Here is a 15,588-nt window from a genome sequence, read left to right as displayed (position 1 = left end):
CCAGAGGCGCGCGGGTCATGTGCCGGGCCGTTTTTCCGCTCAGACGGTGATCGGGACGATTCCCTGCCCAAGCCGCGCGTTGCGCAAGACCTGCTTATCGCCGGGCGGCAGCAGAGGCAGGGGGGCGAGCCCATCCTGCAGCGCCTTGCCGGAGGCGGCGTTGGAGACCATCCAGCGCGTGGCCAGCGCCGACGCGGCGGAGGTTCCCACCAGTCGCGCGCCCGAGCCCGAGACAGTGCCGAGCGAGGGCAGGCCGGGCCGGGACGGCCCCTGATCGGAGAGCGCGGCAAAATCCGGCTGGGCGCCCCAGGCGACGGGCCCGCCCGAAAGCCTGTCCAGCCCGCCGCCAGAAGAATAGGACGCCGGTTTGCCCGTGCCCCCCTGCAGGCCCGCAACCCGCGTCGCAGCCGGCGCAGAGCAGATTGCGCTGAGGCAACCGAAGCCGCGCACCATCCCGCCAGTCCCTTCCAGCTGGCTCTGGCGCCCGCCCATGCCGAGGGCGCGGGGGTCATCGTCGCGTTGCAGCCAGAGGAACAGTGCCTCGCGCGTGTCGAGCGGTGCGCCTTGGCCCGGATCGATCTCGACCGTCCAGAGGCCGGAGGGCAGGCGGCGCCCGGTGCCCGTCTCGGCGGTCGGGATCATGGCGATGACTGCGCGCCAGCGGCTGCCGCGGTGGAAATCCACCGAGAGCTGGCCGAGATTGTGCCCGTCCCGTTCCAGCTCCACGAAGCGGCGCGGGTCGCCCACCGGGTCGAGGTCGGGATCGGCGGAGATGTCGATGGCGGTGCCCGCGAGTGGGCCGCTGCCGGGCGGCGGGACCAGCCGCACCTGCCAGCCCTGCGGATCCACCCCCTCGGGCAGCCAGATCTCCAGATAGCTCGACGTGCGGTCATCCGGCTGCAACCGCCAGCCGATCCGCGCGACCCCATCTTCGAAATCCTCCGCCGCGATGCGCGCATGCATGGCGCTGTCGAAGGTGTTCCCGGTGGGCATGACCACCGCCGTGGAGGATTGTTCCTGCCGCCGCCGGTCCAGCAACTCCTGTATCGCGGTCTCCATTTCCGAGTGGCCGTCATGGCGCCCCGCGCTCCAGCCATAGGAGAAATTCACCACCAGCGGCAGTTCTCCGGCTGCCTCGCACTCCCGGGCGATCTCGGTGGCGCGGGCAAAGATGTAATGCAGCGCCGAGAGCATGAACATCTCCTTGCCGAAGCCGGAGGTATCCCAGGCCACGGTATTGGGAAGCTGCACCGCGACGATCTGGATGTTGTCCCCAAGCAGCGGCTCCGGCAGGCGTGGGCCGTTGCCCCCGGCCAGCCCGAGGATGTGGCCGCCATGGGTGGCGTGATGATCGAGCAGCCGTCCGATCTCCGGCATGTCGCTGTCGATTGCGCCCACCGACCGGTAGAGCCGCCGCTCATCCGTCCCGTGCGCGGCGCGCAGGGCGTCGATCTCGCCATTGGTGATCTCGCGCCCTACCGGGACCCGGTCGCTCGCCAGCGCGCGCGCCGATTGCAGCCAGAGGTGGCTGATCCGGCTCTTGCCGTCGGAACCAAGGAAAGCCCGATGCGCAAAGGGGAGCCCGTCATCGATCACCCCGAGGATCGCCTTGGGCGTCCGTGCTGGGCGGCGCCACTGCGGGGCGGGGGCCTCCGGCGCGTAGGTCTCGACCCAGCTCGCGGCGTCGAGCGGCATGTTCAGCCGCACCCGTGGCGACAGGCCCGGTGCCGCCAGCGTTCCGAGCCGTTTTGCCAGCGCCCGGTCGGGCGACAGGTCGATCTCGCTGTCATTGCGAAAGACGAAGGGCGTCACCGCGTGCCCGGCGGCCTGCGAGGGCCAGAGCGGCGGCAGGCGGATATCGGCACCGTCCATCTGGCCGGGATCCCCGTCGCCTTCGAGGATCGCCGCCATGTGGCGAGCCTCGGGCTGGCGGATCGCCGGAAAGGCATAGGGCCGGCCCAGTTCCTCGGAGAAGACCCAGCGTTCATAGGGGCCGGCATAGCGGTCGATGCGCTCCTCGGGCGCGCGTTTCGCATACATCTCAGCCGCCCTCGCTTTCGCCGGCCGCCTGCTCCCAGAGCCAGGTGAAGGCCGGCATCGGGTTGGAGCGGAGCGCCTGCGTGTCCACGCTCAGCCCTGCCGCCGCCGATGCCGCCGGATCGCGCAGATCGTGGTCGAAGAAATCGACATCCGTCGCATTGAGTACCGAGGCGCCGCCCTCCGCGATGCGCCCACAGCGGCCAAGCACCGCCCGTCCGACCGCCCGGCCCAGCACCGCGCCGGCCCAGCTGTCGATGGGGTAATGCACCCCCGCCACGGTCCGGTTGACCGCGATCCGCTCGGCCAGCCCGCGCAGCATCGCGATCCGACCCGCCCGGTCTGCATGGCCGCCCCAGGCTTCGACCAGCGCCTCCAGCACGGTCAGCACCGCATAGGCTTCCGTCGCATGCGCGGAGGGGAAGGAGCCATGTCCCGGCGTCGGGATCATCGGCAGGAGCCGCCCGTCCACCTGGTCCGGTCGCCGCACGGCCAGCGCCGTCTTCACGATCATCGCGCTATGAGCGGCGGCGACCTGCGTGGCCGTGATCAGCTCGAATGTTTTCTTGCTGGAGGCCGAATGCAGCCCGAGGATCATGGCGAAATAGGCCGTCGGGAAGCCGAGTTGCGACAGGATCTCGGCCCCGCGCTCCTCCCGCAACGCGGTGTAATCGGCCACTCGGCGGGTCTGGTCGCGCAGAAGCTCGGCCGAGGGGCGGTGGAGTGTCACCCAGTCGGCACCATCGATTTGCAGCACAGAGGTATGATCGTCGCCCGCATTGCAGGATTTCCAGCCGATCCCGCTGAGGTATTCGCTCACATAGAGCGAGCCGCGCACCCAGACCGCGAGGCGCCCGTAATTGGACGGATCGCCCGGTGTCAGTTCGCCCGGCACCGGTGACTCCGTGTCGCCGCCCAGGTGCCGCAACGCCTCCGCCGTCATTCCGAGACCGGATGTCGTCAGCCCGTCATAGCCACCGGTATCGTCGGCCCCGAGAAACCCGCCAAGGCCGGTGAAATTCGCACCACCCCCGAAGCCGCCAAACCCTCCGAATCCGCCAAAGCCGCCGAAACCGCCGAAGCCTCCAAATCCACCAAAACCGCCGAATCCTCCCGATTGGCTCATTGTCTTGTCCTTTCCCTATGTGCTTCAAGAAATCCCCGAGGCGCGCAGTGCCTCGATCACCAGCCGTCCCGTCCGACGTTCCGCCGAGGGGTGCGTGCTGCGGTATTCGTTCAGTCGAAATGTCGGAAAACGGCGCATCAACTCCGCCGCGGTCGCCCGCGCCCCGTCGCCGTCGCCGAGGCTGTGCAGGGCGGCGATCTTGGTGCGCAGGGTCGATATGTGCCGGTCATTGGCCGACAGGCTGCGTTCGGCGAAGTCCAGCGCCCGGTCGAAACTCCCTGCCGCAAGGTGGGCCGAACTGGCCAGAGAGTCGAAGTAGTACCCGAACGGGTCGATGGGCGAGAGCCGCCGCGCCGTGTCCGTCGCCTGCACCGCGCCGGTGCCGTCATCCTGAAAGGCCAGTAGTGCGCCGCGCAAGAGCCAGCTCAGGCTTTCGTTCGGGTTGCGGTCGAGGGCTGCGGTGTAGCGCCGGTCCGCCTCGTCGATCTCGCCGAGGATATTGGCATGGGCAAAGCCGTCGATGGTCAGCGCGAAGCTGGAATCGGGGTCGAGATCGAGTGCGCGCGCGGTGCAGTCGAGCGCTCGCTGGGTATCGCTCCCCCGGTCGGTCGAATAACCCTTGAACACGTTCAGCACATGCCACTTGCCGAGCCAGGCATGCACATCGGTTGACCGCGGCGCGCGGGCCGCGCTCTCCTCAAGGTATTGCCGAGCGGTGAGGAAATCGCGCAGCGCCCGACGGTGCATCGAGGCAACGCCGGCGATCAGCAATTCATGATCGGCAATCTCGGGCAGGGTCAGACCGCGCAGGTTGCGCAGCGTTGTCTGCGCCACCGAGCGCCCGATGGCCTGCAGCACGTCCGCGAGCCGCTCCGGGAGCGCCATCGTCGCCGCGGCTTCGGCGACAAGGATATTGCGGTTCCACAGGATCTCGCCGGTCGAGACATCGAGGAAATCGAAATCGCAGATCACGTCCGACCCGGAGCGCCGGATCGTCCCGGTCACGAGGTAATCCACCCCGAGCGTCTCGCGCACATCGGCAATATCGATCATCCGCTGGGCCATCGCCCGGCCCGACAGGTGCGAGATCACGGTGAGCAGGGTGGAGCGGGAGAGAGAACGGCAGATCTCCTCGGCCACCCAGTCGCCGGTCACGCGCAAGGCGGTGTCGCCATCGGGCGCAGCCAGCGGCAGCGCGCTGATGCGCGGGCGCAGACGGACAGCGCCGCCCTGGCTCGCCCGTCCGAGGGCCGCGAGTTGGTCGGGTCGGGCCCGAAGCGAATCGCGCCAGGCCACGAAACCCGGCTCCCGTACGTTCAGGTCGTTGAGAAAGGCCCCCTGTCCGGCGACGAAATGGGTGTGGTCAAGCGAGAGCTGAACATCCGTGGAGGTGGTATGCAGCACCGTGTCGAAATCCGGCCCCATGACCTTGCGCAGGTCCGACAGCGCCCGGCGCAGGTTCTGGTGGCCGCTATCGTAATCGGAGGCGCCCCAGAGCGTTTCCTGCAGGTTTGCGCGCGAACGCCGGCCCATCGGCGCCGTGGCCAGAAGCGCGAAGAGTGCCCGGTGCTTGGCCCCGCGAATCTCGACACGTCCACCGCCCTCAAGGCAGACAGAACAGGTCCCGAAAAGGGAGATCACGAGTTTCGGCGCCAAAGTGTCCTCCATGACCAACGGCTTTTTTCTAAACGGGAAATACCACGCTACAAAGCGCTTCACGTTTTTTTCACGCGACGGCCTGTCGAATCCCCCATTAGGTTCAGGATCTGCCAGAGGTAAGAAAAGCGATGACGAACGACATGCAGGAATTGCCGCCTATCGAGAGCCTGTTCGATTTTTTCCAGCGATGGAGCGTGTTGCGGCCGGAAATGGAGGCGTTGCGCGCCTCGGACCGGCTCGCTCCGCGAGAGCAGGCAATTCTTGCCGCGCTGGTCGACCTTGCCGACCGCGTCGGGCCGGACGACCTGGTCCCGCAAGATCCACCGGAATAGGTTTGGATGCGTCGCGGCGCGGTCTCGCGCGAAAACCGCGCAACCCGCGCTTTGAGCAGCTCCCCGATCCGTGAAAAGGATCCAGCCCGGTCCAGGTGACCTTGGCGCCGGGAATGGACGGTCAAAAGTCCGAAATATTGCCTCGGTGCGTTCGGAGGCGGCACCCGTTAAGCGGTAAGCAATACTTCAAGCGGCGTTGTTGCATAAAGAGCGAGCGGGATTCACTTCACGAATCCAGTAGGTTAGATCGGCGGTATTCCGAAGCCCATGCCTCCCCGCTATCGAACGACGAACTGGTCTACTTATAACGCGTCGCTTCGAATGCGGGGTTCGCTGCTGGTCTGGTTCGACCGAGACATGGCCTGGTTTGCCGAGAAGGCGGGCAAACTTGGTCGCCCCGAAGTGTTCTCCGATGCAGCGATCCAGTTCTGCCTGAGTGTGAAGGTGTTGTTTGGCCTGCCGCTTCGCCAGACCTCCGGTATGGTTGCCAGCCTTCTGGAAATGGCTGACCTCGATTGGCCGGTGCCGGACTTCAGCACGTTGTGTCGGCGCCAGAGAACCTTGAAGGTCCAGATCCCCTATCGGCGCGTTGACGGGCCGTTGAACCTGTTGGTGGATAGCACAGGGATCAAGTTCCTGGGCGACGGCGAGTGGCAGGTTCGTAAGCACGGCACCAGTCGCAGACAGTCAATGGCGCAAGGTTCATCTGGCCATGGACACCACTACATCCGACATCCGAGCGGTGGAGTTCAGCCCCAGCCGAGACGGCGACAGCCCCGTCTTGCCAGACCTGCTGGAATAGATCCCCGAGGACGAACAGATCGGCACCGTGACCGCCGATGGCGCATACGACACCCGCAGATGTCACTCTGCCATCATTGCCCGAGACGCCAAAGCGATCATACCGGTTCGCCGGAACGGACGGTTGTGGAAGGAGGACGGTCCTGCTGCCAAGGCCCGTAACGAGATACTAAGAGCCTCACAACGCTTCGGCAGGTCGCTCTGGAAACGATGGAGCGGATACAACGTCCGAAGCCGTGTCGAGGCCAGAATGCGATGCCTCAAGGCATTCGGTGAACGCATCATGGCAAGGGCCCCAGAAAGACAAACCGCCGAAATCCACATCCGCATCGCCCTCATGAACCGCTTCTCAGCCCTCGGAACGGCTGACATCGTGTGTGAGGCGCGAGCCCACCGGGGAAAGGGGAAGATCAGCCTCAGGACGAATTGCGCAACAACGCCCCTCAACACTCTTTCCCCATAGACACCGCCAACCCCCCGCGGCTTCCTCCCTGGGAGGTTTGCCAACGCGGGCCGACGTCGCGCCAAGCCGATAACTCACGCCGCGGCCCGCATCAGAAAACCTTCACCGAAGCAGACTGCCAATGTCCGGAATTCGAACGTCTGAATTGGCGATCTCTCGAGCAGTTGAGACTTGGGACGGTGCCACCCACTACAGCTCCCGATTTATGCCATGCTGAACTTCCCGCAGCAGTGCGGCAACGACCTTGAATTCCAGGGTTGCCCGCCGCAGGAAACCACCTGCCGGCATCAATGCGATTTCGGGGGACGTCTTGTGAACCGTGATCCCTGAGACTGGGAGGGCAGGGGCAAGATCGATCGGAACCATCATGGCGGCCTCGCTTCCGGCAACGATTTGCAGGCCGGTCGTGAAGGAACTGGTCAGGAGCGGGTAGTTTGGTATTGGAATGCCGGCTCTTTTGAAGAATCCATTGAGCAGGACAGCGTCCTCCGCCCGTTTACCGTAGATGACCCATTCGAGGCCGGAGAGTGTCGTTGCGTCCAGGCGCCCGGCATCCGAAAGGGGGTGGCCCTTCCGGAGAGCGACGCCCTGTTCCACCTCGGTCATCGGAACGAAATGGAGCTGGTCCGCCAAGGCGTGTGCTTCATGTGCACCGAAGACGATATCGAGTTGGAAGCTGCTCAGGTCTGCCATCGAGTCGCGGTAGAGACCTGCCACAAGTTCGATACGCGTGTCGGGGAAGTCCTGCCGGATCTTCAGCAATGGTCCGCATAAGTACCGTAGTTGGAAAAGCGGACCTGCCCCGATCCGCAACACTTCCATGCGGCGCTCTCGTACAGCTGTGACTGCCTCGTGCGATTGGTGGGTCTCCGACTCGATGCGCTCTGCGTAGGCGACGAGCGCAAGGCCTGCAGGCGTGGGCCTCGCTCCTGAAACGCCGCGTTCGAACAGCTCTGTGCCGTAGATGTCTTCCAATTGCTGCAAGCGTTTTGTCAGCGAGGGTTGGGTGATGTTCAACCGCGATGCGGCTGTCGTCAGCGAACCGGTCCGGAAGATCTCCAGAAAGGTGAGAAGCAGCTTATCCATTCCTTCAGTCTATATATGGTGCGATATAAATTCAATTTTCCAATGCAATCGGATCGGGCAAGATACTGTTGACCAGGGAGGGTCTGATGCGAACCATTTTCGTCCTTTTCGACTCGCTCAACCGATCCGCGCTCGGCGCCTATGGCAGCACGGCGCTCGCAACACCCAATTTCAGTCGTTTTGCCGAACGCGCCCTGGTCTTCGACCGGCATTATGTGGGCTCGATGCCCTGCATTCCCGCTCGGCGCGACATGCATACGGGGCGGTTGAATTTCCTGCACAGGTCCTGGGGGCCCTTGGAGCCGTTCGACAACTCCTTTGCCCGAGAGTTGAGTGCCCGAGGGGTCTACACCCACATCGTGACGGACCATCTCCACTATGCGGAGGTCGGGGGTACGGGATACGTGAACGCCTTCGACAGCTGGCAGATGATTCGTGGCCAGGAATACGATCCGTTGAAGGCCGTGGTGACGCCCCCGATAAACGCTCTCCGGGAACAGTTCGACCCGCGACATTACCCATTCGAGAACCTCCCGGAAGGCCGGAACGTGACCCGGCACAACGTATCGGAGACGGAATGGCGACGCTCTCGCGGCGCACTCAACCATCTCACACTCGATGAGCAGGGCGAGGAAGCATGGTCGACTGTCAAATGTTTCGATGAAGCCCTGGCATTTCTGGACACGAATTCGGCGAGCGATGACTGGTTTCTCCAAATCGAATGCTTCGATCCGCACGAGCCTTTCAACGCCCCCGAGCGCTTTCGCCAGTCCACCGGGGCCGGAAAGACGGACAGGATCCTCGATTGGCCGGTCTATGAGAAAGTCACAAGCTCGGATGCGGAAATCGCCGAGACACGCGCCAACTATGCCGCGCTCGTTGCGCATTGCGACGACCAGTTCGGGCGCCTGCTGGACTGGCTCGACGAGACCGACGGATGGGATGATACCTGCGTGATCGTGACCACCGATCATGGCTTCCTTTTGGGTGAGCACGAGTGGTGGGGAAAGAACAAGATGCCTCTCTACGAGGAGATCTCGCACATACCGCTGATGATCAGGCACCCCGAGTGCAAACCCGGCCGATATTCGGGGCTCACACAGACCACCGATCTGATGCCGACCATACTGGAACTGCACGGCGCACCGATTCCGCCGGAAGTGCGGGCGCATTCGCTGCTTCCGGCGTTGCAGGGCGAAGACGTCGGGCGTGAGACTGCGATCCTGGGCATGTTCGCCGGGCCAATCTGCGTGACCGATGGCCGATTCACCTACTACCTCTACCCGACGGACGAGACCGCTTCGGGGCTCGGCCAATACACACTTGAGCCGCATCATATCGACCGGGACTTTTCGCTCGCGGAACTTGAGACCGCACGGTTGGCGCCGCCGATGGATTTCACCAAGGGGAGTCCGTTGTTGCGCTTCGACGCCATGCCGCCAATCGGGGAGGCCGGGTTCGAAGCAACGGCAAGGCGCCCGGCGAAATCGCCCCTGTTCGATCTGGCCACCGACCCGGAGCAGGAGAACCCACTGGACGATCCAGCGACATGCCGTCGGCTCGAAGCCGCGGCTGCCCGGCATCTCGAAGAACACGACGCGCCGAACGAGATCTTTGCGCATTACGGTCTGGTAGCGCCAGGTCGGAAAGCCGAGATCACCCCCCCGGACGTGGAGGGTCCGGAAATAAACACACCAATGGAGGAGACAACATAATGAGACTCTGGAGCCGAACGACGACGCTGGCCGCAATGCTGGTAAGTGCCGCGAGCCTGGTGCAGGCCGAGGATTTCCCCGCACGCACCGTAGAGAACATCTTTCCCTGGGCACCCGGCGGCGCCATGGCCGCGAGCCAGATCATCGCCGAGGCGATGTCGGACGAACTCGGTGTTTCCATGCCCGTGGTTTCGACCCCGGGAGCGGCGGGGACCAAGGCATTTCAGACCGCAATGGCTAAACCTGCGGACGGTTACACCGTGATCGATGGCTATGTCGCACCTCTGGTGTTGATGCCCGTTCTCGGAAAGGCTGACTGGACCTACGAAGACTTCACGCCGCTCTACGCGGCTGTTTCCAACGCATTCTCGATTGTCGGCCGCAAGGACGAAACCCGTTGGGACGACTTCGAAGGCATGATGGCCTGGGGGAAGGAAAATCCGGGCGAGCTGCGCTATTCCACCGGATCGCGCAACAACCTTCCGCACATGGTGATCGCAAAGGTGCTGCAATCCTACGGCGTCGTGGCGCAGAACATTCCTTATCCGTCGGACCCGGATTCGCACAAGGATCTCTATGCGGGTATCCTCGACTTCGCGTTCCATACGCCCTCTGCCTATCTGCAGAACCGCGATCAGGCAAATGTGCTTCTGGTTCTGTCCGAACTGCCGGGTGCCAAGAAGACCTATCACGACGCAAAGAGCATTGCCGATCTCGATATCGATCTCGGCCTGTCGGGCCTCGCGCCGATGGGCTGGACCTGGTGGATCGTGCATCCTGACACGCCCGCAGACCGCGTGGAGGTGCTCTCCGCAGCCATGGGCCGGGCGTTGGAGCGCACCGAAGTCCAGGAGAAAATCGCCAATCTCGGCTTCAACATTCTTGGCTTCGCTCCGGAGGAATACCAATCGGTCGTCGGCCCGGTTGCGGACCAGTTGCGCGCCATGGGGGATGCCCTGGCCTGGGAAGAAGAACAGCTGAAATCCCTGAATTGATCGAATGGTTGCGGTGTGACAAGACCGTCACGCCGCAGTCACCGCGCACCCGGAGGGTCCCATGCGACTTAAAACACTCCATGCAGAGCTTTCCGTTGCCGCCATTTTCGTCGCGGTCGTTGCGCTGGTCTTCCAGCAAACCCGCGGCGACATGGTCGAACAGGGGATCGCCTCGGGCGGACCCTATTCCAACGCGGCGAGTTACCCTGAGGCACTGGGGATCGCCATTGCGGCCGTTCTTGTTCTGACACTTGTACCACGGCTGTGGGCAGCGCGCCGCCAATCCCGCCCCGGGATTTCCGTGGTCGAACTCGCCCGGCCCGCGGCGATGCTGCTGGCCTTTGCCGCTTATCTGGAAGCGCTTGGTGTGTTGGGGTATCTGGTTTCGACACCGTTCTTCATGGCGCTGATCATGTATCTCGCCGGCGAACGTGCCCCGATCCAATTGATCGCCGTTCCGCTCTCCGTCACCGTGGCGCTCTCGCTCGTCTTTGGCGGATTGCTGGACGTCGTCCTGCCGCGCGGCCAGTTCGGCATCGCCCTGTCTTGGTAGGATCGAAAAAATGATCGGTGAAATGCTCTATAGCGGCGCGATACTCATGGCCAGTCCCGAGGTTCTGCTGCTGACTTTCCTCGGGGTCATTCTGGGCCTTGTCATCGGCGCCCTGCCAGGTCTCGGCCCGCTCATGGGAGTGGTTCTGCTCTTGCCTGTCGCCCTCTATGTCGAGCCGCTCGCGGGGCTGGGGCTGTTGATCGCTGTCTTCGTCGGCGGTTCCTGCGGGGGCGCGATTTCGGCCATTCTGCTGCGTATTCCGGGAACGCCCATTGCCGCGGCAACACTGTTCGACGGCTACCCGATGGCGCAGAAAGGCCGCGCGGCCGACGCGCTCGGTCTCGCCATCTGTGCTTCGTCCATCGGCGGGCTCTTTGGCGGGCTTCTTCTCATTCTCTTTGCGCCGTTGCTGGCCGCTTTCGCAACACGGTTCGGCCCGCCGGAGCTTACCCTCCTGGGGGTTCTCGGCCTTCTTTCCATCGCCGTTGTCTCGCGCGAAGCCACGACCAAGGGGTTGCTCGCCGGCATGCTCGGAATGCTGATCGCGACCATCGGCACCGACGAGCTGTCGACGGGCTACCGCTTCACCTTTGACAGCTACCAGATGCTGAACGGTTTCCACATCGTCTCGATCGTTGTCGGCCTCTTCGCCGTCTCGGAAATGGCCTGGCAACTCATCGGTCGGGACAAGATCACCGGCGAGGTCCCGAAGCCGGCACGCCCGGGCCTGCGCTCGCTGAAGCTCATCGCCGGGCACATTCCCAACCTTCTGCGTTCGTCGACAATAGGCACGTTTTTCGGAACCCTCCCGGGGGCCGGTGGCGACATCAGCGCTTTCACCTCCTATGCCGTCGCGAAAGCGGTCGCGAAGCCCGAAGAGGGGTACGGCGAAGGTGCCGAAGGCGGGGTTGTCGCCACCGAAGCCGCCAACAATGCAACCTGTGGCGGAGCGCTCATCCCGACGCTGTCGCTTGGCATTCCCGGCGATGCCACCACCGCCGTGCTCATGGGGGCCTTGTTGATCCTCGGCCTCTTTCCCGGACCGGCCCTCTTCGCCGACCGACCAGAGGTCGTTGGCGGGATCTTCCTCGTCTACATCCTCGCCAATCTGTTCCTTCTGGTCCTTGGCTTCCTTCTGGTGCCGGTCTTCGTCCGACTGCTACGGCTGCCGAAATCCTCGCTCATCCCCACGATCCTCGTGCTCTGTGCCATTGGCACCTTTGCGCTGCAATCTTCCGTGTTCGACCTCTGGGTGATGTTCGGCTTCGGGTTGCTCGGGATCTTGCTGCGCGCCGCCGACTACCCCTTGGCGCCGGTGGTGATCGGGACGATCCTCGGCCCCATCGTCGAGAACAACTTTCGCCGTTCGATGCTGATCTCGCGCGAGGGCCTGTGGATCTTCACCGACCGACCGATCTCAATGGTCCTTTTGGTTCTTTGCATAGGGCTTGTGGCGCTTGCGGTCTTTGTCGGACTGCGAGGGAAGGCCCTCAAAGAGACTGTCAAGGAAGCTTGAGTTGAGGCCCGCCAGAAGCCATGGACCAGAACCCGGTTTGTTACTGATGTACCAAGGCGCCGGTCACGCCCAGATTGGCTGGCTCATAGACCACCCGGTAGACGGTCCAATTTGCCGCTGACAAGACCAGCAAAGAAGGGAAAGCGACATGCGCATTGCGTCTCTCTTGCATCAGGTGATGCAAAGGCTTCGGTGCCGATACCAGCCGGAGAAACACTACATGCGCGGGCCGGGACCGGCCGCGTGTGGGCTCCGGGCAGACAAGGACTGACGTCTGCAATCGCCGCCCCAAATTGTGGCGCCCACGACGGCTTGGTCCCTCGGACCAGCTTGTCAGCGGCATTCTTCGATGTTCCGGGTTTCGTGTCCATCTTCGCTCCATGGCGGCTTCGATGAACCAGAACCCTCTGTCGCTCAAACCCCTGAATCTCTCCAATCAGCGCTGACGCCAGACACCACTCAGCACATTGGGGGAGGCATCATCTGTCATGTCGAGACCGCCTTCACTCGCAAGGCGCTGACCAGTCGAGCGTTTTCGAGCGCGATGACGCTTTGGTCGGCAAAGATCTGCGCCAAGGCGGTTGCCGGCTCGCTGAACGGGCGGACGCTTTGCCGATAGATCGTGAAGGCGCCAGTGAGTTTGTCGCCGGACATCATGGGAATGGCGACGAACGAGCGGGCGCCTCCGAGAATGGCCGTGGCGTAGCGCAACGGATCATCGCTCTGGAAGATCTCTTCGGCCCGAACGTCGTAGATATTGACCATGCAGTGGTTGGCAGCAACGCGCCCCAGCCCCGTGCTTTGGCTAACCTGGAAACATCCCTGCGCGTCAAGCCAGTCCTGAAAGGGCTCCGGGATTCCCCGTGAATGGCCCGCTGCAAACTGCCGATCACCCCGGTAGTCGAAGAGAATTCCAAACTCTGCCTCGCAGAGTTCCAGCGCGAATCCGAGAATTGCGGACATGACCATGTCGCTGTCCCCGCGTGACCGGCTGATGATGCGCAAGACCTCACCGAGGGCCTGCTCACGGCGGAGCGCATCCTCAAGGCTCAGCGCGAGCTCTGATATGACCGCAGCGTGGTCGATCTGAACGCCGGGATCGGGCTGTTCCCCGCCCAACCTGGCGCGAAGCGCGATCTTCGACGAAACCTCGAGCTTTCGATAGATCGTGGCCAGATGGGTGCGCACGGTAGAGGGAGCGATGTTCAGCCGGGCCGCGATCGCCTGATAGGTCTCGCCTTGCGCATAGGCCTGAGCAATCTCGTATTCGCGGGTGCTGAGAACATCATCGGGCAATGCGCACATAATCCTTCTGGGACGATACCAGATCCATCGTGGGGCAGCGCTCTCGCTCTGGCAATCCTGCAGATGCTGTATTCAAATACAGCATCGGCGGGCGGCAGTTTACATCATCTGCCCGATACCGCCGCTCTCCCCACGCCTGCATTCTTTGGGAACTTGGACAAGAGGAGAGGGCCATGACGATTGAACGGACAGCGCGAGACTTCTTCGAGGCCTGCGAGACCGGCCTGGGCTGGGCAGCATGCAAGTCCTATTGCAGCGACAACGCGGGGTTTGCCTGCCAGGCGGATGCGCTGGCCGAAATCTCCTCGCTTGAGGCCTATGCCGATTGGATGAAAGGACTGCTGGGTCCGATCCCGAACGGGCATTACGAGCTGACGGCTTTTGCCGTTGATGAGGGGCGCGGCAGGGTCGTGGCAACAGCCCAGTTTCACGGAACCCAGACGGGGGACGGTGGCCCGGTACCTCCGACCGGCAAGGTCGTGGTCTCTGACTACGCCCATGTCATGACCTTCGCCGACGGAAAAATCCGTCACGTGACGAAGATCTGGAATGACGCGCAGGCCCTGCGGCAAATCGGGTGGGCATGATGCGCTGGCGCATGCTTGCTTTGCTCTTTGCAGCACGGGTTGGTTTGGGCTTCTCGTTCCAGACCACGGCCTCGGCGAGCGAGGGCATCTCGGCGGCCTTTGGCCTTGGCTATGCAGAGATCGGGATGATGATCGGGCTCTTCACAGCGCCTGGCCTGTTCCTCGCTCTGCCGGTCGGCTTGTCCGGCAGGTTCGTTTCCGATCGATTGCTCGTTGGCCTTGGCCTTGCCGTTCTGGCGATTGGCGGGCTGATTGCAGCGGCGGCGGCCGGGCCAGAAGCCCTGACCTTCGGTCGGATTATCTCTGGCATCGGCGCACTCTTCGGGATGCTCTATTTCACGAAGATGGTCGCGGATCTGTTCGAAGGTCGCGAGATTGCCACCGCGATGAGCATCCTCGTCATGAGTTGGCCCTTTGGCATCGCGATGGGGCAGGTCGGTCATACCTGGCTGACGACCGAGTTCGGATGGCGCGTTCCCTTCGCCGTCGCATCGGCCTATTGCGCCGTCAGCGCTCTGGCAGTGCTCGCCCTCTATCAAACGCCCAATGTATCCGTGACCGCGCGCCCCGGTCGCACGGCTTTTCTCCTGCCGCGCGAGTGGGCTTTGATCCTTAGTGCCGGCGTCGCGTGGGGGGCGTTCAACGCGGGCTACATATTGTACCTCAGCTTCGGCCCGGAAATGCTCAAGGCACAGGGCCTGGGCGTCCTCGCGGCTGCCTCGATCATCAGCATCGGAAGCTGGCTGATGATCGGTTCCGGCGCCGTGTGCGGGCAAATCGCGGACCGGGTGGGACAGAGGCCTCGCATCATTGCCGTGGCAATGGCCGGCGCAGTGGCAGCCCTGCTTCTGCTGGTCGTTCCCGGAGTTGGACTCGGAGCCAGCCTTCTCTTCGGCCTGGTGGGTATGGCGCCCGCTGGTGTGATCATTGCGATGTCCGGCGATGCTGTCGCAGCGGAGCGGCGCGCCGCCGGCATGGGGGTCTTTCTGACGGTCTACTACGCGATCATCAGCCTTGCGCCGCCCGTGGCAGGATGGATCTTCGATGCAACGGGCTCGCCCATGGGGGCCATCTTGTTGGCTGCGTCCTTGTTCGCCCTCGTTCTGCCGGCAACGCTGCTGTTCGGATGGATCAAATCGATGCATCCTCTTCCGCACCTGCAGGAGAAAGTCTGATGCAGATCCGAAAGCCCCCTCATCCGCGAACGGATCGAGACCGACGAGATGGGTGCCAAACTCAGAGAGCAACTTGCACGGCGGATCGTCGACACTCTGGAGGTTTCCCCTGCCAGACGAGAGTCTGGTGGCGGTTGCCATGTCGGACACCGCCCGCAAACGGGCGCGTGTCGGGAGTGGGCCTGTTTGAATGCAAGGTCCATCGACGTTGGATCGCCAGGTCCATTGGAGGGTCGAA

The 15,588-nt window shown here is 63.4% G+C and carries 12 protein-coding genes and 1 pseudogene; 8 read left to right on the top strand and 5 right to left on the bottom strand.

Annotated elements, in window-relative coordinates:
• Positions 1-39: 39 nt before the first annotated feature.
• Genes AX756_RS08250 through AX756_RS08240 form a run of 3 tightly spaced genes read right to left on the bottom strand, consistent with a single transcriptional unit; the run spans position 40 to position 4,819 of the window.
• The gene (locus tag AX756_RS08250) at positions 40-2,040 is read right to left on the bottom strand and encodes a S8/S53 family peptidase (RefSeq protein WP_068309976.1); all 2,001 of its coding nucleotides are present in this window, start codon (positions 2,038-2,040) and stop codon (positions 40-42) included.
• A gap of 1 nt (position 2,041) precedes the next feature.
• Positions 2,042-3,163, bottom strand: coding sequence for a phosphatase PAP2 family protein (locus tag AX756_RS08245; protein ID WP_068309975.1), 1,122 nt, complete (start codon positions 3,161-3,163; stop codon positions 2,042-2,044).
• A 24-nt stretch (positions 3,164-3,187) separates the two neighbouring features.
• Entirely contained in the window at positions 3,188-4,819 is a 1,632-nt protein-coding gene (locus AX756_RS08240) for a hypothetical protein (RefSeq protein ID WP_197431066.1), read from the bottom strand.
• A 131-nt stretch (positions 4,820-4,950) separates the two neighbouring features.
• Here AX756_RS08240 and AX756_RS08235 point away from each other — a divergent pair, with 131 nt between their 5' ends.
• A complete protein-coding gene (locus AX756_RS08235) occupies positions 4,951-5,154 on the top strand; it encodes a hypothetical protein (RefSeq protein WP_068309973.1) in 204 nt (67 codons plus the stop codon).
• 255 nt (positions 5,155-5,409) lie between these two features.
• Positions 5,410-6,340 (top strand): annotated as a pseudogene (locus tag AX756_RS25050) (IS5 family transposase); the annotation flags it as partial.
• A gap of 267 nt (positions 6,341-6,607) precedes the next feature.
• On the opposite strand, the gene AX756_RS08225 reads toward AX756_RS25050, so the two are convergent.
• Complete coding sequence (locus AX756_RS08225) at positions 6,608-7,504, bottom strand: LysR family transcriptional regulator (RefSeq protein WP_068309971.1); 897 nt, start codon at positions 7,502-7,504, stop codon at positions 6,608-6,610.
• Positions 7,505-7,590: 86 nt separating this feature from the next.
• Here AX756_RS08225 and AX756_RS08220 point away from each other — a divergent pair, with 86 nt between their 5' ends.
• From AX756_RS08220 to AX756_RS08205, 4 genes are all read left to right on the top strand, one after another.
• The gene (locus AX756_RS08220; RefSeq protein ID WP_082739007.1) at positions 7,591-9,219 is read left to right on the top strand and encodes a sulfatase; all 1,629 of its coding nucleotides are present in this window, start codon (positions 7,591-7,593) and stop codon (positions 9,217-9,219) included.
• A complete protein-coding gene (locus AX756_RS08215) occupies positions 9,219-10,214 on the top strand; it encodes a Bug family tripartite tricarboxylate transporter substrate binding protein (RefSeq protein ID WP_068309970.1) in 996 nt (331 codons plus the stop codon). Before AX756_RS08220 ends, AX756_RS08215 begins: the two co-directional genes overlap by 1 nt.
• 61 nt (positions 10,215-10,275) lie before the next feature.
• Complete coding sequence (locus AX756_RS08210; protein WP_068309969.1) at positions 10,276-10,767, top strand: tripartite tricarboxylate transporter TctB family protein; 492 nt, start codon at positions 10,276-10,278, stop codon at positions 10,765-10,767.
• A 10-nt stretch (positions 10,768-10,777) separates the two neighbouring features.
• Complete coding sequence (locus tag AX756_RS08205) at positions 10,778-12,283, top strand: tripartite tricarboxylate transporter permease (RefSeq protein ID WP_068309968.1); 1,506 nt, start codon at positions 10,778-10,780, stop codon at positions 12,281-12,283.
• Positions 12,284-12,769: 486 nt separating this feature from the next.
• On the opposite strand, the gene AX756_RS08200 is transcribed toward AX756_RS08205, so the two are convergent.
• Positions 12,770-13,579, bottom strand: coding sequence for a LuxR C-terminal-related transcriptional regulator (locus tag AX756_RS08200; protein ID WP_231701010.1), 810 nt, complete (start codon positions 13,577-13,579; stop codon positions 12,770-12,772).
• Between the two features lie 182 nt (positions 13,580-13,761).
• Here AX756_RS08200 and AX756_RS08195 point away from each other — a divergent pair, with 182 nt between their 5' ends.
• Both AX756_RS08195 and AX756_RS08190 read left to right on the top strand, forming a co-directional pair.
• The gene (locus AX756_RS08195) at positions 13,762-14,175 is read left to right on the top strand and encodes an ester cyclase (RefSeq protein ID WP_068309966.1); all 414 of its coding nucleotides are present in this window, start codon (positions 13,762-13,764) and stop codon (positions 14,173-14,175) included.
• On the top strand, positions 14,175-15,350 hold the full coding sequence (locus AX756_RS08190) for an MFS transporter (RefSeq protein ID WP_068310135.1): 1,176 nt from the start codon (positions 14,175-14,177) through the stop codon (positions 15,348-15,350). Before AX756_RS08195 ends, AX756_RS08190 begins: the two co-directional genes overlap by 1 nt.
• Positions 15,351-15,588: the final 238 nt, after the last annotated feature.

It is taken from the genome of Aliiruegeria sabulilitoris, from assembly GCF_001558155.1.
GTDB classification, from domain to species: Bacteria; Pseudomonadota; Alphaproteobacteria; order Rhodobacterales; family Rhodobacteraceae; genus Tropicimonas; species Tropicimonas sabulilitoris.
This window is presented reverse-complemented; position numbering and strand designations above follow the sequence as displayed.